Consider the following 20,025-nt stretch of genomic DNA (forward strand, 5'->3'; position numbering starts at 1 on the left):
GTGAAGGAAATTAACTCGGCAGAATTTTAGTTGTAGTGCTTTTTTAACCAGTCACGGTAGGAGCCACTCACAACCCCCTCAATCCAGACAGGATTATCCAAATACCATTGCACTGTTTTGCGTATGCCAGTATCAAACGTTTCTTGCGGCTTCCAATTAAGCTCTCGCTCTATTTTTCTAGCATCAATTGCGTAACGACGATCATGCCCTGGACGGTCCGCTACAAAAGTAATTTGCTGAGAATATGACTGATGGTCAGAGCGCGGCCTTAAGGAGTCCAGCACCGCGCAAATGGTATTAACAACATCTAGATTAGCTTTTTCATTCCATCCACCAACGTTATAAGTTTCACCTATCTGACCGCTTTCCAATACGCGACGAATAGCAGAGCAGTGGTCTGCAACATATAGCCAATCTCGAATTTGCTGACCATCACCATAGACAGGCAATGGCTTACCATTCAATGCATTCAAAATGACCAGGGGTATCAGCTTTTCAGGGAAATGATAGGGGCCATAGTTATTGGAGCAATTAGTAGTTAATACAGGCAGCCCATAAGTATGAAACCAGGCTCGAACCAAGTGATCAGAAGCTGCTTTGGAGGCCGAGTAGGGGCTATTTGGTTCATAGGTATTGGTTTCGCTGAAAGGCGGGTCATCCGCTTTCAGTGATCCATATACTTCATCGGTGGAGACATGCAAAAACCGAAAAGAAGATTTTTGGTTGTCCGGCAAGGGGCTCCAATAAGCTCGAGCACTTTCCAACAAATTAAATGTTCCCAAAACATTCGTTTGGACAAAATCAGCGGGGCCATGTATTGAGCGATCAACATGACTTTCAGCAGCAAAATTAACAATCGCTCGGGGTTGATATTTTTGCAAGAGGCTCTCAACTAATCCACGGTCACCGATATCGCCATGAACAAAAATATGTCTAGGGTCATTCTCAAGAGAGGCTAGCGTAGCCAAATTACCAGCATAGGTCAATTTATCAAGGTTAATAATCTCTTCAGCTTTTGGATTGGCCAGCCAGTCCAAAACAAAGTTTCCCCCAATAAAACCTGCGCCCCCAGTAACTAAAATCATGATTCAATTGGCCTCAAAATAGACTCTGCGAATGCCTCGGAAGTAAATGGAGCAAACCTAGGAGAATTTAAAAAATCCCTACCTGCATGTTGATACCCTAAAAAAGTGGCTTCATTCATATTCTTGATGTAACTATACAGCTCTCCATAGGGGTCTGATTTATTCTGGAATTCCCTAAAATCAATAAAGCAGGCCTTAGGTACGAACTCTTCAATCGCTGAATCTCCCAAATAAATCGGTACGCAACCAGCAAACAAACAGTCAAATATTTTCTCGGTAATGTAACCACGAATGTCTTTAGCATTTTCAAAACATATACTGAATTTCGACCGGGAATACACTTCAAACTTGGTACTCGCTGGGCCTTGGTAACTAGGGAAAACCGATCTTCTGGTTACAAAGGGAATAATTTTTTCTAATCGGTATTGAAGCTTGCCGATGGCACCTAAGCGCTTTTGTGGGACGTGCCAGCCATTGCCAAATAAAGAAAAATCACCTGGGGCATGAGATTCAAACCAGCGTATGGCCTTCACTCGTTCCGAATAGAGCTCTCGAGAGTCCGCTACATTTGCATGGCGATTACTACCAATTAGCGCGCAAAATATATCGCGATTGGCAAAACCAGGATTCACAATCGCATTGAGTCTGAAGTCAGCAGGCGATACATTTGGATAAGTAATAGGAAATTTTGGAACTTCCCTCAGCTCTTGCGATAAGGCGCTTTTTGAATTGAGGTCTAGCAACTCAAAATCCCAGGTAAACACGCCATCAAATTGCTTCAGATAACTTGAATCACCATTAATTCTCACCGTTAATTCAGTCTCAAATCGAACGAGGTAATTTTTACAACCCTCAATCGGAATAAGCGGTAGCGATTCAATATAGAGATTGAAATTAGGTGAAATACCTCTATTAGAGAGAGTATCCAGAGTATGCAAATGAATATCGCGAGCTAGTGCCTGCGCGCGCAAAACCCTAAAAGGTTCAAGGCAGTTATCGCGATTTCTGAGGCTATTGGGGTCAAAGATGTCATCATGACCCTCCCCCCATCCGACAATCCCTCCAACTAACATAGACAGCCATTCATTTAAGGTTAAGCGCTGGAATGAGTTTTTTACTCGTGTTAATGGTCTAATTATATGGTTATGGCCATTTACTCCTACCTTCAAGGGGGGCTCGGCAATCAAATGTTTCAATATGCGATTGCTAGAGCTCTTTCAGAGCGCTATCAGACGGCATTTATCTTAAACCGTAGCTGGTTTAATGCGCCACAGGGTAACGCGACCCCCCGAGAACTGCAATTAAGCCTTTTAAATATTAAAGATATTCCGTTTACGGGTGAAGTCTTCCCTAAAAAGCTCGGCAAAATTTCCCGTATTCTGCAACCATTTCTACCAACACAGTCGCTAGTAATTTATCAGCGAAATGCATTTGATTTTGATCCAATGCTATTTAAGCTAAAAAATATCTCCACTAAAAATCTTTATCTTTCTGGTTATTGGCAGGCTTTCCCCTACATTGAAGCTATACGAGAGCAATTAAAAGAAGAATTTAAAACTAGAAGTGCTATTGCAGATTCATATCAAGATTATTTGCAGAAAATTCATTCTTCAGAATCAGTCATGGTGCATATTCGTAGAGGCGATTACGTCCACTCCCCTGCAGCAGCCCAATACCACGGCACCTTGCCAATTGATTATTACCAGACTGCCATTCAAGATTTATTAGCAACCAAGCCTAATGCCCATTTTTTTATTTTTTCTGATGACCTAACGTGGGCCAAAGAGGCTCTGGGGGCGAGTGCACAAAAGACTTATATTGAACACGCTTCTTCAGCTGATGCAGCCGCACAGGAACTTCAACTGATGTTTGCTTGCAAACATCATATTATTGCGAACAGCTCTTTAAGTTGGTGGGGGGCCTGGCTAAAGCAAGATACAGGTGGATTGGTATTTGCACCGAATCGCTGGATTAATGATCAACATCTTGATCTATCCAACCTACTGCCTGCTCAGTGGAATAAGGTGGCTATTGAATGATCAAGTTAGCCCTTAAAACTACCAACTAAGCTAGCAGTAGCGGCAACCAGCAATCGCTCTAAACGGGTAAATGGGGTCAATATTCCATTGCCACGAAATTGGAAGCGTGCATACAGCTCTTGATTAGTCCGAATAGAGATCCCAGAAATCTTTTTATTCATCAGCACCATAAATTTGACGCCATATTTCAAGCGCTCGAAAAAAGGCAGTGCTCGCGGTAAACAATCTTGTGGAATGTGCAGCCCCTTTAAATAGCTGGCCTGCGCCCCTGAAAATACATTTCGTGCAGCTTGAAGATGGTTAACGCTCGTCTGAGTTGAATGCAATCGATACGTAATCAACTTCTTTTTAATATTGGCAAACCGATAACCTGCAAGAGCGATTTCCGTCCACAAGCAATAGTCCTCGGCATGTAAATAAGAAGCTTTATAGGGAAACCGTCTAAAAATATCTAAACGACCCATCATTGCAGGATTGCAAACGGGGCTACATACGCTCAATAAGGCATGAATATCCGCATTGGCGTGCCTCTGTTTTGAGGACTTGAGTTGGCCAGTCACCTGATTTAAGGTCCAATGGTCGGCACCACACAAATCCGCATTATCAGCCTCCAAAAAAGCGACCTGTAAAGCAAGCCTCTCTGGGAATGCTCGGTCATCAGCATCTAACAAAGCAAGGTATTTGCCTTTAGCCAGTTGGGCAATTCGATTGCGGGTCGTAATAAGCCCTCGGTTCTGGTCAGAATAAATCTTAATAATGCGGGGATCTGTGAAGCCTTCAATAATCTCGCGAGTGCGATCAGTGGAGCCATCATCAACAATAATTAACTCAAAATTTTGATATGTTTGAGCCAAAATACTTTCGATTGCCTCAGCAATATAGCGCTCAGAATTAAAAGCGGGCATTGAAACAGTAACCAAAGGCATGACTTCGTCAGCAAACATATTATTCATTAGAGATAGCTTTGCAATAAACGAAGGAAGCGCTTTATTTTTCGCAATAATCTAGATAGCAAAGACTTGGTAGGCGCCCCAAAATCCATCTCAGCCTCCCAGGCAGACTGATAAATGACACCAATGAAGTTTTGCTGAAGCTTCTCTTTAGTTTCACCCCAGCGACGCGCCAAATAATATTGCCAATCGTAGTGATAAATTCGAAATAGAGGCTCAATCATCCGAACTGGGATCGCCTGATAAGCCAACAGAGTCTCTCCGTAAACTAAACTCTCTGGGTGTTCAGGGGTAATTAAGTCCCACAAAGTTATCCCTTTGGGTTCCAGATAATTGTGATCTAGGGATTCCCATACCTTAGCCGACCATATAAATGGGGCAGGCGCGCAATAGTAATTTGGACCAACTCTGCCAAATAATGCTTTTACTGTTTCTGCCTCAATACGTAAATCACGCTCTACCCTCAAATGGCCACGATTACTCGCCATCTGAAAAAATTCTTTGTTTTGATGAAGAACGGTATAAGGATCTCCATCGGGAGCAAGAAAATCAGATTTTGTGAAATCACGTATAAAAACACTATCCGAATCAATGCATAAATAATTCTGGGAAATACCCAAACGCCAAAACTCAGATTTAATGACTTGCTGCGCGATGCCACCAGGTTTGGTGCGTTGAATATCCTGAGGAACGCGAGGGTTGGCGCGCACAATCGATTCATCCGAAACCCACTGAAAATCGTTGCCCGTTCCTAACAGCCCAAATAATGCCTCTCGGTCCGACTCGGGGGTAGATATATAAAAAGGAATCGATTCAATATTGTGTCGACGCAAAGAATTTAATAGACGCTTAACACGCAGCAGATCTTTACGATAGGACTTGCAGTAGAGAGCGAAGTCAAGAGCCATCTAGGATTCGTAACCCATTGGGTTTTGTGATTGCCAGCGCCAACTATCTGCACACATTTGTTTTAAGCTGCGCTCCGCACGCCAGCCCAAAAGAGCCTCTGCAAGAGAGGGGTCAGCGTAGTAAAGAGCTACATCACCCGGCCGACGAGCAGTTACCTGATACTTAATTGGGCGCCCGATTACTTCTTCGTAAGCGCGAATGACATCCATTACGCTATACCCCACTCCCGTCCCAAGATTCACAGTTAATGAAGGTTTGCCTGATAATAAATAGTCAATTGCTTTGACGTGACCGCGAGCCAAATCGACCACATGAATGTAATCTCTCACACCAGTCCCGTCCGGAGTCTCCCAATCATTGCCGTATACCTTCAACTCCTCCATCCTTCCAGAGGCTACTCTCGCAACTAAAGGAGATAGGTTATTCGGAACACCCATTGGATCTTCTCCAATCAAGCCGGACTCATGTGCACCAATAGGATTGAAGTACCGTAAATACGCAACACGCCAATTGGGATCTGATTTTTCAAGATCGCGCAATATTTGCTCGCTCATGAATTTCGTTTGACCATAAGGATTTTCAGGTCTTAATGCAGCGTCTTCTTTAACAGGGCTCTCATCGGGATCACCATATACACAAGCAGATGAACTAAAAACAAAATTGCGGCAATCATGTGCTCGCATGATTTGCAAGAGGGTAATTAATCCGCCTAAATTATTCTCGTAATAGCGCAATGGATTAGAAGAAGATTCACCGACTGCCTTTAAGGCTGCAAAATGAACAACTCCTTTAATAGGATGAGACTGAAACACTGACTCTAAGAATGCAGGATCACAAACATCACCCTGAATAAATTCTAATTTTTGACCTGAGAGCGATTCGAGACGCGTCAATGCCTTTGGGCTAGAGTTAACAAAGTTATCCACGCCAAGCACTTGATAGCCAGCTAGCAATAACTCCAGCCATGTATGGGAGCCGATATAACCCGTTGCACCCGTTAAAAGAATCATCGCAATATTTCCGCCAATTAAGCCGCTTAATCAATTGGGCTAAACTGGAAATCTGCCTTACCCATCAACCTCTATTGGTCAACACTACATGGGAAGAGCCTAATAGGTCCAATTTAGCCGTTATTATTGAATTATATGAAACCCACCGGCTCAAACCGCTCTTTACCTGTTTTGAGCGTACTTTTGATTCTCATTAGCAGTATCTTGCTTGCCATATGGTCAATCAAAAATACGATTGCCTTGCGCAATAGCCTCTTGGCGCTTGGGGCCATCGCCGGTCTCCTATTTTTCATAAATTACCCAAAAGACTCTAGAAAAACTCCCCATTTAGGGCGCCTTTCCCAATTTACCCCCTTAATTCTTTCCGGCTGTATGTTTATCTGGGTGCTCATTCATTACATCGGGTTTAGCCAAGAGTTTGCACTCCAGTCGCAGGAGTTGACCAGTACTTGGTTGAGAGTCCTTCTAGCCACCATCATTGGCGCGGCTACTGGACTCATATTGCGCGACCACCCCATTCGAAGTCAATTTTTGTGGGCTGGACTACTTTCAAGCTTTATTTACTTACTAATCCACTACCTAGGGGCATACAGTCAGTCTGGTCTAGCCTTCATGCCCAACTATTACTTCTCTAGTCCTTTTGGCAACAAAATTAATACCGTGCTGATGGGCAACCTTTTTATCAGCGCAATCTGTGGCTGCTCTGCTGATGCCTTTAATCAAAAGCAAATCAAACTTACATGGGGACTATCTCTCTTTTGGTTATTGGGGGCTTTAACTATTCTATTTAGCTTTACCACCATCATTGATACACGCAATGGAATTGGTATAGCGCTTATTTTGATTGGTTCGTGGATACTTTATGTTGGAAGCTTTATTCTGAAACGACAACTATCAACACGAGAGCACAGCTGGAAATCCAGCATCATTTTGTTTATCCCCCTTTTGATTGGAGTTATTTTTGTACAGCAGCACTTAAGCATTAATCGCGGCTGGAATCACTTTATTGACGATGTGAGTGTTGCAGTTCAAATCAAAGAAGTACCAAACTGGCAGGATGTTAAGAAATATGGATACCCCCGGACCAATTCGGGAGAGTCGGTATATCCAAACAACTATGAGCGGGCCGCTTGGGCAACAGCGGGTATAGAAACGATTGCTGCAAATCCCCTTGGGTATGGACTTTTAGAGCACTCTTTGGGCAAACTCATCCGCAAGTCTTATCCAGAAGCAGTTATTCAATCAGCCCACAGCGCCTGGATTGATTACGGCCTTGCATTTGGATTACCAGGTTTAATTTTCACGATCGGAGCATTGCTCTCCATCATCGTAATCGCCATAAATTCTCAATCCCCTCAACGTCTAACAGCCATCTGGATAGCTGGGGGTATTTTACTTATCTTTACTTTTGCTGAAGTCAGCAGCAAACATACCATTGAGATTTTGTTTTTCTGTATTGCACTACTCAATACCATGGTGCTGAAAAAGAAAAACTAGTACGCGTTTTTATTTACAAAGCCACGGAAGATGGTTAGGAAGATAATTTTTAGATCTAACCACAAAGACCAATTTTCAATGTAGTACAAATCATGCTCAATGCGCGCGTGAAGATCAGTATCTCCACGCCAACCATGAATTTGCGCCCAGCCAGTAATGCCCGCTTTGACTAAGTGCTTCTTCATATAGTCCGGGATCTCCTTTTTGAACTGCTCAACAAAGATCGGACGCTCAGGACGCGGCCCTACAATCGACATCTTCCCTTGGAGCACATTAAAAAATTGAGGTAATTCATCAAGGCTAGTAGAGCGCAACCATCTGGAGAATGGGGTAACTGATTTTTTAGCTGAACCACCCCAAACTACTGCGCCCTCCTCTAGATCCACTGGCATCGTTCTAAATTTATAGATTTCAAATAACTCACCATTCCAACCCACCCGCTCTTGTCGATAGAGAATGGGTCCAGGGGAGCTCAGCTTTACGCCAATTGCCAAAATTAATAGAAGAGGGCTAATGAATATTAAGATCAAGGTGGATATGCAGAAATCCTCCAGTGATTTCAGGAATAAATTCATTCCCGTCATCGGGGTGCCATACAGATCGATCATCTGCATGCCTAAAACTTCGCTGACTCCATGATTAATGAGTCGGAATGAAAACCAGTCTGGCACAAAACGAATTGTTGCAGTACTCATCTTGAGGTGCTCCATCACCATCCGCATCTGTGATCCATCACCCATTGGCAATGCTAACCAGATTTCATTTAATGGCTCTTTTGCCAATTGATCCAATTGAGCTGGATCTAATTCTTTCATTACTTTTTGTATGCGATATCCAGACCAGGCAGACTCATGAATTCTGCGTTCGATCTCATGAGCAGTATCACCAGAACCAACGATCGCAATATGGCGAAGATTGATTCCCTTGCTGCGATAACGACGTATTAAGAGATAACCAAATAATCGACTGCTACACAAAACAAATAGACTAATTAGCGCCCATGAACCTAACCAAAGACGCGAATACATCTCGGTAGATTTACTAAACACCAACCAAATTAATATCAAGATCCAAGTTTTTAAAACGCCACTAGCAACTTGTCCAAATAGAGCCATTAAGTTGCCACCCCGCCAAGAACGATACGCTCGATTGGTCAAGAATAAATACGCCAAGCTTGCCAACAACATCAAAGAGGCATAACGCTGCAAATCTAAATCCGGATCCTTGAAAACCTGAATTGCAAAGAACGTGCAAAAACCCACCAAGTTAATGGCGACAAAATCAAAAATACGAATGATGTAAGAATTAATTAGATAGGATGCAGCCATCGCCGTATTTTGCAGTACTAAGCAATGTTTATGGAAAATTTGCGTAAGGCGTTGACTACCGCCTCCACAGAAATCCGGTCCATCAGGTAGATGGGATTATCTGGGTACTCAAATCCCAAATTAAGATAAGCGCCACCTTCTTGTGTACCGGGTCCCAAAATGATGGTTTTATGCTGATGTGCGCTACCTGGGTAGTTGGGGCCCCAACGATCTGGATTAGTAGGCCCATGCAAGGCGACCAATGGGGCGCCAAGCAAAGCAGCCAAATGCATCGTTCCCGTATTGACTGACACCACTGCAGCTGCCGATTTGAGATAGGCGGCCGTATCCAATAAGCTGGCCTTGCCGGCCAAACTCAACAACTCACCAGACAAAGTCCTGCCAATTAGATCGCATAGATCCTTGGCTCGACGCTCGTCACTTGGACCCCCGCTAATCACAATCTCATATCCTGCATTAGCCAGTTTTTGGGCTAACTCAACCCAGCGCGTCTGAGGCCACTCCCTCAACTCAAAATGATTGCCACTAGCCCAGGGATGTAAAACTACATAAGGTTGCTTAATTTTTAAGCAACCTGGTCCTAAAATCCGTGACATTGCCACTGGCGGCGTGAAGTTGGCTTTTATCCCCAAAGGCTTCAAAAGCGCGCCAAAATTACTCAATTCATGGACTTTTGAGCTGTGTTTTACTGCAAAATCAAAGACATAGTGACGTTTTTGACCCTCAGTCTCAAAACCAATGGTCCAACCGGCACCACTTAGACCGGCCACCAGAGCCCCTATTCGAGACCATTGGGACGTATCTATCAATATATTTACCGGATGCTCTCGCAACTTCTGAATAGCTGCCAAGGGCTTGGTAATGGGCACCAATACGAGATCGTCACAACCTTCCACTAGATCGAAAGCCACTTTATTTGCTTGAGTAGCAAAAACGGTGATTTTGACGCCTGGGAGGGCTTTTTTAAGGTCTGCAATTAGGCTGGAGGCCAATAAAGCATCTCCAATGGCAGCAAAAACACAGATTCCAACGCTCTGAAAATGTTGGGGTTTTGCTCTTTTCTTGCGAAAACGAGATAGAACCAGGAGGAGGGGTACGCCAACCCAGCGATCAAGCTTTCGCAAGAACCCTCTGCCACGTTCAGCCTTTTCTGACAAAGCCACCGATATCCACCCTTAGAATTTACGAAATCACTGATCCCATTGTATTTCCTCGGCTTTCTGGATGCCCGGCAACACGGAATGCTATTTAAAACAATTTACAATAACGCATTTACTCACGTATTGATTTACTAACCAATTTCTGAAGAAAATCCCATGTCAAAATCAAAAGTTGCCCTAATTACCGGTATTACTGGCCAAGATGGCGCTTATCTAGCAGAGCTATTGCTCAAAAAAGGTTATGAAGTTCATGGGATTAAACGCCGCACTTCTTTATTCAATACCGATCGTATTGATCATCTATACCATGACCCACACATTGAAGGTTCTAAGCTAACTCTTCACCATGGTGACTTAACTGACTCCTCTTGCTTGATTCGTATTATTCAGCAAACTCAGCCAGATGAAATTTATAACTTGGCAGCGCAATCTCACGTTGCCGTTTCTTTTGAAGAGCCCGAGTACACCGCCAATTCAGATGCATTAGGCGCATTACGCATTCTTGAAGCCATTCGCATTTTGAAGCTTGAGAAGAAAACCCGTTTTTACCAAGCTTCTACTTCTGAACTCTATGGCTTGGTACAAGAAATTCCACAAAAAGAAACAACCCCTTTCTATCCACGTAGCCCTTATGCAGTTGCAAAACTCTATGCTTACTGGATCACAGTGAACTACCGCGAAGCTTATGGCATGTATGCCTGTAACGGCATTCTCTTTAATCATGAGAGCCCAATTCGTGGTGAAACATTTGTTACCAGAAAGATTACTCGCGCTTTAGCGCGCATCAAGCTCGGTCTCCAAGAATGCCTATACCTCGGTAACCTCGACGCTAAACGCGACTGGGGTCATGCACGCGACTATGTAGAAATGCAATGGCTGATGTTGCAGCAAGAACAAGCTGAAGATTTTGTTATTGCTACTGGCGTTCAGTACAGCGTACGTCAATTTATTGACTACGCAGCTGAAGAGCTCGGCATGAAGATCACCTGGAAGGGTGAGGGCGTTAATGAAAAAGGTTTTGATGCGACTGGTAAGTGCATTGTTGCTGTTGACCCACGCTACTTCCGCCCAACTGAAGTAGAGACCTTGCTCGGTGATGCTACCAAGGCAAAAGAGAAATTAGGTTGGACTCCTGCAACTTCATTCCAAGACCTAGTTAAAGAAATGGTTCGCGAAGACTTAAAAGGTGCGGAGCGTGATGAATTAGTTAAAAAGCATGGCTACACCTCTTTAAGTCGACATGAATAAAGCAGCAAAAATATATGTAGCAGGCCATCGTGGCATGGTTGGAAGTGGTATCACGCGTTTACTCAAAGCCCGCGGCTATGAAAACGTCATTACTCGTACCCATGCTGAGCTCGATCTTCTAAATCAAGCAGCAGTACATGACTTCTTGACCACCGAAAAGCCTGACTACGTCTTTATTGCCGCTGCCAAAGTGGGCGGTATTCAGGCGAACAATATTTATCGCGCTGACTTCATTTATCAAAATTTAATGATTGAGTGCAACCTCATTCATGGCGCCTATCAAGCTGGTATTAATCACTTAATGTCATTGGGGTCGAGCTGTATTTATCCAAGAGATTGCCCGCAGCCAATCAAAGAAGAATATTTATTGACGGGGCCGCTCGAGCAAACCAATGAGCCTTATGCGCTCGCCAAAATTGCCGGTATTAAGCTTTGCGAAAACTACAACCGCCAATACGGTACAAAGTATGTCAGCGTCATGCCAACCAACTTATATGGTCCTGGCGATAACTACGACTTAAATAACTCTCACGTTTTGCCTGCGCTCATTCGCAAGGCCCATGAAGCTAAACTCCGCAAAGACCCCCATTTAATGGTGTGGGGATCTGGTAAACCGCGTCGTGAGTTCTTGCACGTTGACGATATGGCTAGAGCCTGCGTCATGCTCATGGAGCAAGGTTACGATGGCTCATTTGTGAATATCGGTTGCGGCAACGACATTACGATCCGCGAATTAGTAGAGCAAGTGGTCTCCGTTGTTGGATTTGAGGGGGAGTTGCAATTTGACACCTCCAAACCCGATGGCACCCCACAAAAACTGCTTGACGTGAGCAAAGCAAATGGTTTGGGCTGGAAAGCTGAAATTGAGTTGCGCCCTGGCATCCAAGATGCCTATAACTGGTTCTTAGAGCAAATTGCCCCCAAACTCCAGCAATAAATTCCAATCCAAGGCAATTAATTGCATTTAGGGGTCTATATGACCTCTTTTCTTTGGGTAAAATTCCCCCATGAATCTGAACTTTTCGATGGTAATTATTTGTGGGGGAGCAGGCTCCCGTTTGTGGCCAGTTTCTCGTGAGAACCGCCCTAAGGTTTTCATGCCAGTTGCAAGCAAGCAATCACTGCTGAGCGAAACTGCCAATCGAATTGAATCCAACGATCCTTGGCTCTGTATTGTTACTTCCGAAAGTCTTGGCTTTCAGGTGGTGGCGGATCTCAAAAATTCCGAGCAAGCAGCCAAACTCACCATCATTGAGCCGCTTCGTCGCAACACTGCCCCTGCCGTACTCTTTGCCGCCTTAGCTGCCCAAGATGCTGGACGCGGCGATATTCCGATGTTGGTATTACCAGCAGATCACGTCATTCATGACAAGGTTGGTTTTGAAATGGCTGTTGCCAAAGCAGTTGATTTTGCCAAAGAAGGTAATTTAGTTACCTTTGGTATTCCGCCAACGCATGCGGAAATCGGCTACGGCTATCTGAAGCTGGGTAAAGCTGCACATACCCCGCGCAATGCCGAAGGTCGTATCGTAGAACAGTTTGTAGAGAAGCCAGCATTTGCCTTGGCTGAACAATACGTAGCGGCAGGCAATTATCACTGGAACTCTGGGATGTTCTGCTTTACCCCGAACACCCTGCTGAAAGTTGCTGGTGACATTGCACCCAATCTATTAAAGCAAGTCGAGAGCTGCTGGAGCGCAAGCATCCAGGGGAAAAATAATGCTACCTCGCTCACGCTAGATAAAACAACCATGACTGCAGTCGAAGATATTTCTCTCGATTACGCGATTATGGAAAAGGCGCCTAATGTTGTCTCCGTGAATGCCAGCTTTGACTGGGACGATGTGGGCTCATGGGATGCTATGGCAAAACATTTCCCCGAAGACGAGCACGGCAATGCCTCTCAAGGAAAAGCGATTTTTGTTGATTCAAAAAACAACTTTGTATTTGGTCGTGAGCGCTTAATTGCAGCAGTAGGCTTAGACAATTTAATCATCGTAGATACTCCAGATGCTTTACTTGTGAGCGCCAAAGGGCATTCCCAATCAGTCAAGAAAGTGGTTGATTCTTTAAATAAGGATCAAGACGAGCGCGCTAGCTATCACAGCACCGTGCATCGCCCATGGGGAACCTACACTGTCATTGAAGAAGGTCCTGATTACAAAATCAAAAGAATTGTTGTGCACCCAGGTGGCAAGCTATCCCTGCAAATGCATCACCATCGCAATGAGCATTGGGTTGTTATTACTGGTAAAGCGGAAATTGTTAACGGTGACAAAGTCTTGCATCTCAATGCCAATGAATCAACCTACATCCCCAAAGAGACTCAGCATCGGCTGACTAATTTAGGTGATACACCTTTGGTTATTATTGAGGCGCAGGTTGGGGACTACTTAGGCGAAGACGATATTGTCAGGTTTGAAGATCAGTACGGTAGAGCCTAAATACTCTCTAGGCTGCACTCTTTAAGTGGCGCTACACTGTTTCTAGAATTTTTTGGACCGCCTGATTGACCCCAATCGGACTTCCTAATACTGGATTCAGGTTTTTCTGTTGCCAGTCCCGCCAAATTTTCTCTAATGTAAAAGCAAGTTCTGATGCATCTCCGCTGGTGCTTAAATAGGCATTCCTAGCGCTGAGCATTTCATTTAGTTGTGGATTTCGATGGGTAACGGCCCAGATGGGGCGTCTCGTCCATAAATAGTCATAGAGTTTTGAAGGAATGTACTCTGCGCACTCCTCACCATTACCATGTAGCAATATCAAAATATCTGCCTGCTGCATTTTTTCAATGACTTGCTCTCTGCCGGATTTACCTAAAGCGGAATCCTTTTCTAAGCGACCATGTGCAATGACAAGGTCATCATATCCAAAGCGCTCAATCGCTTGGACCGTCAATGGATCCAAAGGTGCGCCATAGGCATGAATACGAATGCTTGCGCGCGCTTCAGGATACTTTTGCAACAAAGTATTAACTGCAGCCAAGATGACTGATAGAGAACGATCTTTTGCCAAAGAACCAAAGTGGCAAAGATTGAGGTGCTCGCCATATTGATGCTCAGCTGCAAAATTTGATTGGCTCGGCGGCTGTGCACCAGGCATCACCACAAAACCATGGGCATTTGCTGAGGTATTGAGATTGGGATTGCGAACCTTAGCATAATGCAAAGCGCCTTCAGTAAACCACCAGAGGTGATCTGCATGCGCACATAAATTAGTCTCAAGTTTCTGACGAAAAGCAGCATCTCGATTGCTTGGTTTTGCAAACCCCATATCTTCAGGGGTTTTTCGAATGACCAGTGGATCATGGATCTCAGAAATTAATTCAATACCAGTAGATTTTTTTAACCAAAGGCCTGCCAAGTGAGCAGACCAGGCCCCGCCAGTCGAATACACCACATCTACTTTGCCAGCTTTAATTAAACGGCGCCCATATATATAGGCAGGTAAGGCCCAAGACCACTGGCTAGAGTAACCCAGGCACAACTTCTCAATCGCAATCAAAGGCACCAACAATAAGGATACCGTTCTCGTGGTGACTTTATAGAATAAGCCTCGCCCATATTTATTGGCCACCCAATGACGAAAATCGAAACGGAAACCTGACGGGCCCCAAGCTAAAAATTGACGGTGCGGAAAACGTTGATCTTTAATGCCGGTAATGGCACTAAAAACAATTGGCTGAATTCCAGCATCTATTAGATATGGAATTTTATCGGTAATCGTTTGGCTCGCTGCACGTCCGTCCATATTGAAACCATGCGACAGAATGAGCCAGCGCTTTTCTGTCGTCATCGTATTTGAGTGAGTCTCGAGCAATTCAATGAATCTAGTTAGTTACTCGCAACAATCGACATCACAGCCATCCGCACTGCAATACCAAAGGTGACTTGATTCAAAATAACTGACTGTGGACCATCAGCAACAACTGAGTCAATTTCTACACCACGATTCATGGGGCCTGGGTGCATTACGATGGCATTGGATTTGGCTAAAGCTAAACGACCGGGGTTTAAGCCATACTGCTGAAAGAAAGCATCGCCTTCAGGAACCTGTCCAACTTCCATGCGCTCCTTTTGAATGCGCAGAGTCATTACAACATCTACATCCTTTAAGCCTTCTTCCATGCTATGGAAGACTTTGACGCCCAACATGTCTAGATCGCTTGGAAGCAAGCTTTCTGGACCAATGGCACGAATATCTTCACAACCCAAAGTCGTGAGCGCGTGGATATTTGATTTAGCAACACGGCTATGAACAATGTCGCCCACAATCGCCACCTTCAAACCTTTAAAGGTTTGCTTAAAGTGACGCATCGTATACATATCCAACAATCCTTGCGTTGGATGTTGATGGCTTCCATCACCTGCATTCACGACATGCACATGTGAGGGTACGTGATTCGCGATTTCAATTGGAGCTTTAGATACGCTATGACGCACAACAAAAATATCAGCCTGCATTGCTACTAAATTATCAATGGTATCGAGTAAGCTCTCACCCTTAGCGGTAGATGATGTTGAAATATCTAAATTAATCACATCCGCCGACAAGCGTTTAGCAGCAATCTCGAAAGTCGTTCTAGTACGTGTGGAGTTCTCAAAGAACAAGTTAAATACGCTCTTGCCACGCAATAGAGGAACCTTCTTCACCTCACGAGAAGGATCGGTGACACTCACAAACTGTTGCGCAGTATCCAAAATATGGAGAATCTGCTCTTTTGGGAGGCCCTCTAGAGTCAGAAGGTGCGTTAATTCTCCGGCCGCATTAAATTGATTCACTAGCTGATTCATTGCTCACGCTCCTCTAGCTGAAAGCTGAACTTGCCAGCGGTATCTTTTTCTAAAACCAGAATTTGGTTTTCTGGAACCTGCACCTGCTCACCAACAAAATTGGCAGTTACTGGTAATTCACGGTTTCCTCTATCAGCAAGGACCATGAGTTCAACTTGAGCCGGTCTTCCAAAATCAAATAACTCGTTCAAAGCTGCTCGAACAGTCCTTCCAGTAAGTAGCACATCATCAATCAAAATGACATTGGCACCGCTTACATCAAAAGGTAAATGCGTCGTCATGGTGCTAGCGGTACGCAAGGCAGTCATACCCTTCTCCGCATAGTCATCTCGATGAAAAGCGACATTAATAATCCCAAAGTGTGGAAGCCTTAAATCATGAGCGAGCCGCTCTGCAATCCATGCACCACCCATAGCAAGCCCAGCAAGCTCAAAAGAACCCGCTTGCACTCTCTTGCGCAAGTTCTCTAGTAATTTTTCGTATAACTGTTCTGCATTCATTCTTTAGTCCGGGCTTTATATGAGATCTATTTCTTTTTCTGGTGTTTAACTTAATCTAACTGAGGGGCTTCACGCTTTGTTCTGCAAAATACTGCTCCAAAATGAGCGCTGCAGAGTGCGAGTCTAGATTGTCGTGCATCTTGGAGTCCCCTTCCAAAACTGCTGAGGTATAGCGCTCATCCACCCAGGAAACCGGCAACTGGAAGCGGCCATGCAACTGATTGCCGAAGCGGACTGCCTTTGCAGTCATCGCATGAGAGCTACCATCTGGGTGCACCGGCCTACCAACCACCAATTGATTTGGCTGCCACTCTTTCAAAAGCTTTTCAATCGTCTGAAAAAGAACATCGCTACTTGGCGCTGTAATGGTCTTCAAGGCTTGGCCTGCTTTTGTAACAGAGTTTCCGACAGCCACACCCACTCTTCGCGTTCCATAATCAAATGCCATCACCGTCAACGCGTCATGCATGCCCAGCCTCTCCTGACAGATGAGACAAATCAAATCCTAAGTGACTTACAGATTTTTCGTAACGCTGACTTGATGGCGTATTGAAAATAATCTCAATCATTTGTTCGCATGCCAGAGGCACATTCATCCAGCCATTCAGAGTGATTTCTTCCTCGAGCTGACCAGCACCCCATCCGGCATAACCCAAAGTCATCAAAAAATGTTGCGGGCCTTTGCCTGCAGCAACCGCCTCAAGGACGTCCTTTGAAGTAGTCATCGTCAAGCCGCCTGGAATGATTAATGAGGAGCTATAAGGTGATAGTGAATCAGACTCATGTAAAACAAAGCCGCGCTCGATCTGAACGGGGCCACCAAAATATACTGGCTGCTTTAATAATGGAGCAATTTCTAATTTCAACTCAATCTTGTCAAAGAGAGTTTGCAAATCAACCTCGGTAGGTCGATTGATGACCAAACCCATCGCACCCCTCTCGGTATGCTCAAAGAGATAGATTACCGAACCAGCAAAATTGGGGTCCACCATACCAGGCATCGCAATGAGGAACTGATTGGCAAGATGATCTGCAGAAAAAGAAATGGATGACTCTGATACAGAAGCGCGTTCTGAAGCAGGGGGTGCTTTTTTAGCAGAAGTCATAAGGCTTATTTTACAGAATATCTAGATTTTTCCGGTAATCCAGTAAGCAAAAAGGCCAACTATTTCATGAACCAGGATGTTCCAGTTGTGAGCACCATCTACCAAGTCAAACATCGTCCACTGAAGGCTATTAGCCGTTTGATAATCGACCAACATTGGAAGCACTTCTAAACCCTGTTTTTGGAAAATCTTGGTAGAGCGGTACATATGGCTAGCGGAAGTAATTAGAAGCCATGGCTTAAGCTCCCCTGATTCTGTTTTTAAGCCAAACTCCTCAATCATTGGCTTCATATGAAGCACATTTTCATAGGTATTGCGAGACTGATTTTCGTAATGTGCGTTTTGCTCACTTAAGCCCTGCTCTTGAATCAGCCGCTTAAATGCATCTGCCTCAGAGATTCCCTTGGGAGTAATTCGCCCCGAGAATCCACTGTAGACAAAAGGCAAATCAGGATTCTTGCGGATCATCTCAAACGCCTTAGTCACTCTTTCGGCAGATGAGTAGATTGAAATCTCGCCACGGTCAACGGCTATCCCCCCTCCATCAATTGCGCCACCCAGAATAATGATGCCGCCTAATTCATTATTGGATGATTTTGAAATCTCAGTGTTTGTCACAGCATTTTCAAGCGCCCTAAGAAACACTTCAGATATAGGCAGCCAACCCACCAGAGCAAGATCTACCAAAGCCAGCACCAAAAATCTTTTGCAGAGATGCGGTTTTCGTAAGTACAAAAAGAAGAGCGCCAGCAATACAAAAATGGGCACCCAATTAAGCGGCTCAATGCAAAATTGCACTACCTTCGAGAGAATAAAAAAGATCGTATCCATAATTCCTTAGGATCTTAACCTGTCTTACCTGCCCAGCCGCCTGCATTTACCCTGAATAAGCCCTAATATAGAGGCTATGCAAAAAGCTCTCGTATGGCTCCGCCGTGACCTCCGCCTCTATGACAATGCCGCACTTCACCACGCCCTCAAAGAATGTCGCCAAGTTTGGCTTACTTTCATTTTCGATACCAATATTCTCAAGCCTTTATTGAAAGGTGATTTAGATGCCAACGGGCTCAAGCATGACCGCCGCGTGGATTTCATCTGGCAGGGCATAAAGCAAATTGATGATGAGCTTCGCAAGCAAGGTGGCGGACTCATCGTGCGCTTCGGAAAACCCACTGAATGCATTCCTGAAATTGCCAAAGAGCTGGGTGTCGAAACCGTCTTTACAAACCATGACTACGAACCTTCAGCGATTGAGAGGGATGAAGCTATAAAAGCATCCCTAGAAAAGTTGGGAATTCATTTCGAGAGTTTTAAAGACCAAGTCATTTTTGAGAAGAAAGAAATTCTCACAAACTCAAACACAGTCTTTTCAATCTTTACGCCTTATAAAAATAACTGGCTCAAGACTCTCCAAGAAAAGGATCTTGCTGCATATGAGTGCAACCCAAAACCTGGACAATTAGGTGCCTTACCAAAAAAATTAGATCAAATACTGCCCTCACTAGAGTCGATGGGATTTTGCCCCACCGGCATTGAAAGCTATCTACCGCCTGGCTCTGAGGGTGGTCAGGCTTTTTTAGAAGACTTCCTGCCCCGCATTGATCAATACCAAATCGGTAGAGACTTCCCAGCAATTAAAGGCGTCAGCTACCTCTCCACGTATTTACGCTTTGGCATGCTCTCTATCAGAGGCTTGGTACGTGAAGCCCATCGTCGTATGTTGGCTGGTAGCATGGGTGCAACCATTTGGTTAAGCGAACTGATTTGGCGTGATTTTTATTTCATGATTCTGGCTAATCATCCTCGCTTAGCCACAGGAGCATCTTTTAAGCCGGACTATGACAACATCGTTTGGGAATCTGGCTCTAAAGCAAAGAAGCTATTTGCCGCTTGGTGCGAAGGTAAAACAGGCTACCCTTTAGTTGATGCCGCTATGCACCAACTCAACAAAAGTGGCTATATGCATAACCGTTTACGTATGGTGGTAGCAAGCTTTCTGACTAAAGATTTGGGAATTGATTGGCGCTGGGGCGAAGCCTACTTTGCTGAACATCTCAACGATTTTGAGCTTTCTTCCAATAACGGCGGATGGCAGTGGGCTTCTTCCTCAGGATGTGATGCCCAACCCTACTTCCGTATCTTTAACCCCATCACCCAGTCAGAAAAATTTGATCCAGAAGGTAAATTTATTAAACGCTACCTGCCTCAATTGGAAAAGCTCTCCAAAAAGTCTATTCACGCCCCCTGGAAAGCTGGCCATATTGAGCTGGAGGCTGCCGGGATAGTAATCGGACGAGACTATCCACTTCCAGTAGTGGATCACGATGAAGCGCGCAAAAATACCTTAGTGCGTTATAGCGTGGTTAAAAAAGTCGCTCAATAAATAGAATCATTAGAGCC

General features: G+C 44.5%; 19 protein-coding genes. 6 read left to right on the forward strand and 13 right to left on the reverse strand.

Annotated features, from left to right (window positions below; genetic code table 11):
- Nucleotides 1-26: 26 nt before the first annotated feature.
- Together rfbB and ICE89_RS06875 are read right to left on the reverse strand one after the other, a co-directional pair.
- Nucleotides 27-1,085 carry a dTDP-glucose 4,6-dehydratase gene (gene rfbB, locus ICE89_RS06870; protein WP_216265358.1) on the reverse strand — a complete coding sequence of 353 codons (1,059 nt, stop codon included), beginning with the start codon at nt 1,083-1,085 and terminating at the stop codon, nt 27-29.
- Nucleotides 1,082-2,158 carry a glycosyltransferase family 10 domain-containing protein gene (locus ICE89_RS06875; protein WP_216265359.1) on the reverse strand — a complete coding sequence of 359 codons (1,077 nt, stop codon included), beginning with the start codon at nt 2,156-2,158 and terminating at the stop codon, nt 1,082-1,084. Before ICE89_RS06875 ends, rfbB begins: the two co-directional genes overlap by 4 nt.
- A gap of 72 nt (nt 2,159-2,230) precedes the next feature.
- On the opposite strand from ICE89_RS06875, the gene ICE89_RS06880 reads away from it, so the two are divergent.
- A complete protein-coding gene (locus ICE89_RS06880; RefSeq protein WP_216265360.1) occupies nt 2,231-3,124 on the forward strand; it encodes an alpha-1,2-fucosyltransferase in 894 nt (297 codons plus the stop codon).
- Nucleotides 3,125-3,129: 5 nt separating this feature from the next.
- On the opposite strand, the gene ICE89_RS06885 is transcribed toward ICE89_RS06880, so the two are convergent.
- The 3 genes from ICE89_RS06885 to galE are packed head-to-tail and all read right to left on the reverse strand — an operon-like array spanning nt 3,130 to nt 5,993.
- On the reverse strand, nt 3,130-4,077 hold the full coding sequence (locus ICE89_RS06885; protein WP_216265361.1) for a glycosyltransferase family 2 protein: 948 nt from the start codon (nt 4,075-4,077) through the stop codon (nt 3,130-3,132).
- On the reverse strand, nt 4,077-4,982 hold the full coding sequence (locus ICE89_RS06890; protein WP_216265362.1) for a DUF6492 family protein: 906 nt from the start codon (nt 4,980-4,982) through the stop codon (nt 4,077-4,079). Before ICE89_RS06890 ends, ICE89_RS06885 begins: the two co-directional genes overlap by 1 nt.
- Nucleotides 4,983-5,993, reverse strand: a complete 1,011-nt coding sequence (gene galE / locus ICE89_RS06895; protein WP_216265363.1) for a UDP-glucose 4-epimerase GalE — start codon at nt 5,991-5,993, stop codon at nt 4,983-4,985. It lies immediately after the preceding gene.
- 135 nt (nt 5,994-6,128) lie between these two features.
- Here galE and ICE89_RS06900 point away from each other — a divergent pair, with 135 nt between their 5' ends.
- Complete coding sequence (locus ICE89_RS06900) at nt 6,129-7,490, forward strand: O-antigen ligase family protein (protein WP_216265364.1); 1,362 nt, start codon at nt 6,129-6,131, stop codon at nt 7,488-7,490.
- Here the strand turns inward: ICE89_RS06900 and ICE89_RS06905 are convergent.
- Nucleotides 7,487-8,818 (reverse strand): undecaprenyl-phosphate glucose phosphotransferase, encoded by a 1,332-nt coding sequence (locus tag ICE89_RS06905; protein WP_216265365.1) that lies wholly within the window; start codon nt 8,816-8,818, stop codon nt 7,487-7,489. The two genes, ICE89_RS06900 and ICE89_RS06905, sit on opposite strands and share 4 nt — an antisense overlap.
- A gap of 17 nt (nt 8,819-8,835) precedes the next feature.
- Nucleotides 8,836-9,981 (reverse strand): glycosyltransferase family 9 protein, encoded by a 1,146-nt coding sequence (locus tag ICE89_RS06910; RefSeq protein WP_216265366.1) that lies wholly within the window; start codon nt 9,979-9,981, stop codon nt 8,836-8,838.
- Between the two features lie 153 nt (nt 9,982-10,134).
- On the opposite strand from ICE89_RS06910, the gene gmd reads away from it, so the two are divergent.
- From gmd to ICE89_RS06925, 3 genes are all read left to right on the forward strand, one after another.
- Nucleotides 10,135-11,226, forward strand: a complete 1,092-nt coding sequence (gene gmd / locus ICE89_RS06915) for a GDP-mannose 4,6-dehydratase (protein WP_216265367.1) — start codon at nt 10,135-10,137, stop codon at nt 11,224-11,226.
- On the forward strand, nt 11,219-12,163 hold the full coding sequence (locus ICE89_RS06920; protein WP_216265368.1) for a GDP-L-fucose synthase: 945 nt from the start codon (nt 11,219-11,221) through the stop codon (nt 12,161-12,163). Before gmd ends, ICE89_RS06920 begins: the two co-directional genes overlap by 8 nt.
- A 70-nt stretch (nt 12,164-12,233) precedes the next feature.
- On the forward strand, nt 12,234-13,670 hold the full coding sequence (locus tag ICE89_RS06925; protein ID WP_255558742.1) for a mannose-1-phosphate guanylyltransferase/mannose-6-phosphate isomerase: 1,437 nt from the start codon (nt 12,234-12,236) through the stop codon (nt 13,668-13,670).
- Nucleotides 13,671-13,701: 31 nt separating this feature from the next.
- On the opposite strand, the gene ICE89_RS06930 is transcribed toward ICE89_RS06925, so the two are convergent.
- From ICE89_RS06930 to ICE89_RS06955, 6 genes are all read right to left on the reverse strand, one after another.
- The gene (locus ICE89_RS06930; protein WP_216265369.1) at nt 13,702-15,021 is read right to left on the reverse strand and encodes a hypothetical protein; all 1,320 of its coding nucleotides are present in this window, start codon (nt 15,019-15,021) and stop codon (nt 13,702-13,704) included.
- A 38-nt stretch (nt 15,022-15,059) separates the two neighbouring features.
- Nucleotides 15,060-16,019, reverse strand: a complete 960-nt coding sequence (locus ICE89_RS06935; protein ID WP_216265370.1) for an aspartate carbamoyltransferase catalytic subunit — start codon at nt 16,017-16,019, stop codon at nt 15,060-15,062.
- Nucleotides 16,016-16,519 carry a bifunctional pyr operon transcriptional regulator/uracil phosphoribosyltransferase PyrR gene (gene pyrR, locus ICE89_RS06940; protein WP_216265371.1) on the reverse strand — a complete coding sequence of 168 codons (504 nt, stop codon included), beginning with the start codon at nt 16,517-16,519 and terminating at the stop codon, nt 16,016-16,018. The genes ICE89_RS06935 and pyrR overlap by 4 nt, the downstream gene beginning before the upstream one ends.
- Nucleotides 16,520-16,574: 55 nt before the next feature.
- Nucleotides 16,575-16,988: a Holliday junction resolvase RuvX gene (ruvX, locus tag ICE89_RS06945; protein WP_216265372.1), complete on the reverse strand. Its 414-nt coding sequence runs from the start codon at nt 16,986-16,988 to the stop codon at nt 16,575-16,577.
- Nucleotides 16,981-17,520, reverse strand: coding sequence for a YqgE/AlgH family protein (locus ICE89_RS06950; RefSeq protein WP_255558777.1), 540 nt, complete (start codon nt 17,518-17,520; stop codon nt 16,981-16,983). The genes ruvX and ICE89_RS06950 overlap by 8 nt, the downstream gene beginning before the upstream one ends.
- Before the next feature lie 126 nt (nt 17,521-17,646).
- The gene (locus ICE89_RS06955) at nt 17,647-18,456 is read right to left on the reverse strand and encodes a YdcF family protein (protein ID WP_216265374.1); all 810 of its coding nucleotides are present in this window, start codon (nt 18,454-18,456) and stop codon (nt 17,647-17,649) included.
- A gap of 76 nt (nt 18,457-18,532) precedes the next feature.
- Between ICE89_RS06955 and ICE89_RS06960 the strand changes: the two genes are divergently transcribed.
- Nucleotides 18,533-20,008, forward strand: a complete 1,476-nt coding sequence (locus ICE89_RS06960) for a deoxyribodipyrimidine photo-lyase (protein WP_216265375.1) — start codon at nt 18,533-18,535, stop codon at nt 20,006-20,008.
- Nucleotides 20,009-20,025: the final 17 nt, after the last annotated feature.

Source organism: Polynucleobacter sp. AP-Kaivos-20-H2 (assembly GCF_018882215.1).
Taxonomy (GTDB): Bacteria; Pseudomonadota; Gammaproteobacteria; order Burkholderiales; family Burkholderiaceae; genus Polynucleobacter.

What these genes read in the sequence shown, in the direction of transcription:
- rfbB (WP_216265358.1), bottom strand. Translation starts at nt 1,085, where the DNA reads ATGATTTTAGTTACTGGGGGCGCAGGTTTTATTGGGGGAAACTTTGTT.
- ICE89_RS06875 (WP_216265359.1), bottom strand. Translation starts at nt 2,158, where the DNA reads ATGTTAGTTGGAGGGATTGTCGGATGGGGGGAGGGTCATGATGACATC.
- ICE89_RS06880 (WP_216265360.1), top strand. Translation starts at nt 2,231, where the DNA reads ATGGCCATTTACTCCTACCTTCAAGGGGGGCTCGGCAATCAAATGTTT.
- ICE89_RS06885 (WP_216265361.1), bottom strand. Translation starts at nt 4,077, where the DNA reads ATGAATAATATGTTTGCTGACGAAGTCATGCCTTTGGTTACTGTTTCA.
- ICE89_RS06890 (WP_216265362.1), bottom strand. Translation starts at nt 4,982, where the DNA reads ATGGCTCTTGACTTCGCTCTCTACTGCAAGTCCTATCGTAAAGATCTG.
- galE (WP_216265363.1), bottom strand. Translation starts at nt 5,993, where the DNA reads ATGATTCTTTTAACGGGTGCAACGGGTTATATCGGCTCCCATACATGG.
- ICE89_RS06900 (WP_216265364.1), top strand. Translation starts at nt 6,129, where the DNA reads ATGAAACCCACCGGCTCAAACCGCTCTTTACCTGTTTTGAGCGTACTT.
- ICE89_RS06905 (WP_216265365.1), bottom strand. Translation starts at nt 8,818, where the DNA reads ATGGCTGCATCCTATCTAATTAATTCTTACATCATTCGTATTTTTGAT.
- gmd (WP_216265367.1), top strand. Translation starts at nt 10,135, where the DNA reads ATGTCAAAATCAAAAGTTGCCCTAATTACCGGTATTACTGGCCAAGAT.
- ICE89_RS06920 (WP_216265368.1), top strand. Translation starts at nt 11,219, where the DNA reads ATGAATAAAGCAGCAAAAATATATGTAGCAGGCCATCGTGGCATGGTT.
- ICE89_RS06925 (WP_255558742.1), top strand. Translation starts at nt 12,234, where the DNA reads ATGAATCTGAACTTTTCGATGGTAATTATTTGTGGGGGAGCAGGCTCC.
- ICE89_RS06930 (WP_216265369.1), bottom strand. Translation starts at nt 15,021, where the DNA reads ATGACGACAGAAAAGCGCTGGCTCATTCTGTCGCATGGTTTCAATATG.
- ICE89_RS06935 (WP_216265370.1), bottom strand. Translation starts at nt 16,019, where the DNA reads ATGAATCAGCTAGTGAATCAATTTAATGCGGCCGGAGAATTAACGCAC.
- pyrR (WP_216265371.1), bottom strand. Translation starts at nt 16,519, where the DNA reads ATGAATGCAGAACAGTTATACGAAAAATTACTAGAGAACTTGCGCAAG.
- ruvX (WP_216265372.1), bottom strand. Translation starts at nt 16,988, where the DNA reads ATGCATGACGCGTTGACGGTGATGGCATTTGATTATGGAACGCGAAGA.
- ICE89_RS06950 (WP_255558777.1), bottom strand. Translation starts at nt 17,520, where the DNA reads ATGCCTGGTATGGTGGACCCCAATTTTGCTGGTTCGGTAATCTATCTC.
- ICE89_RS06955 (WP_216265374.1), bottom strand. Translation starts at nt 18,456, where the DNA reads ATGGATACGATCTTTTTTATTCTCTCGAAGGTAGTGCAATTTTGCATT.
- ICE89_RS06960 (WP_216265375.1), top strand. Translation starts at nt 18,533, where the DNA reads ATGCAAAAAGCTCTCGTATGGCTCCGCCGTGACCTCCGCCTCTATGAC.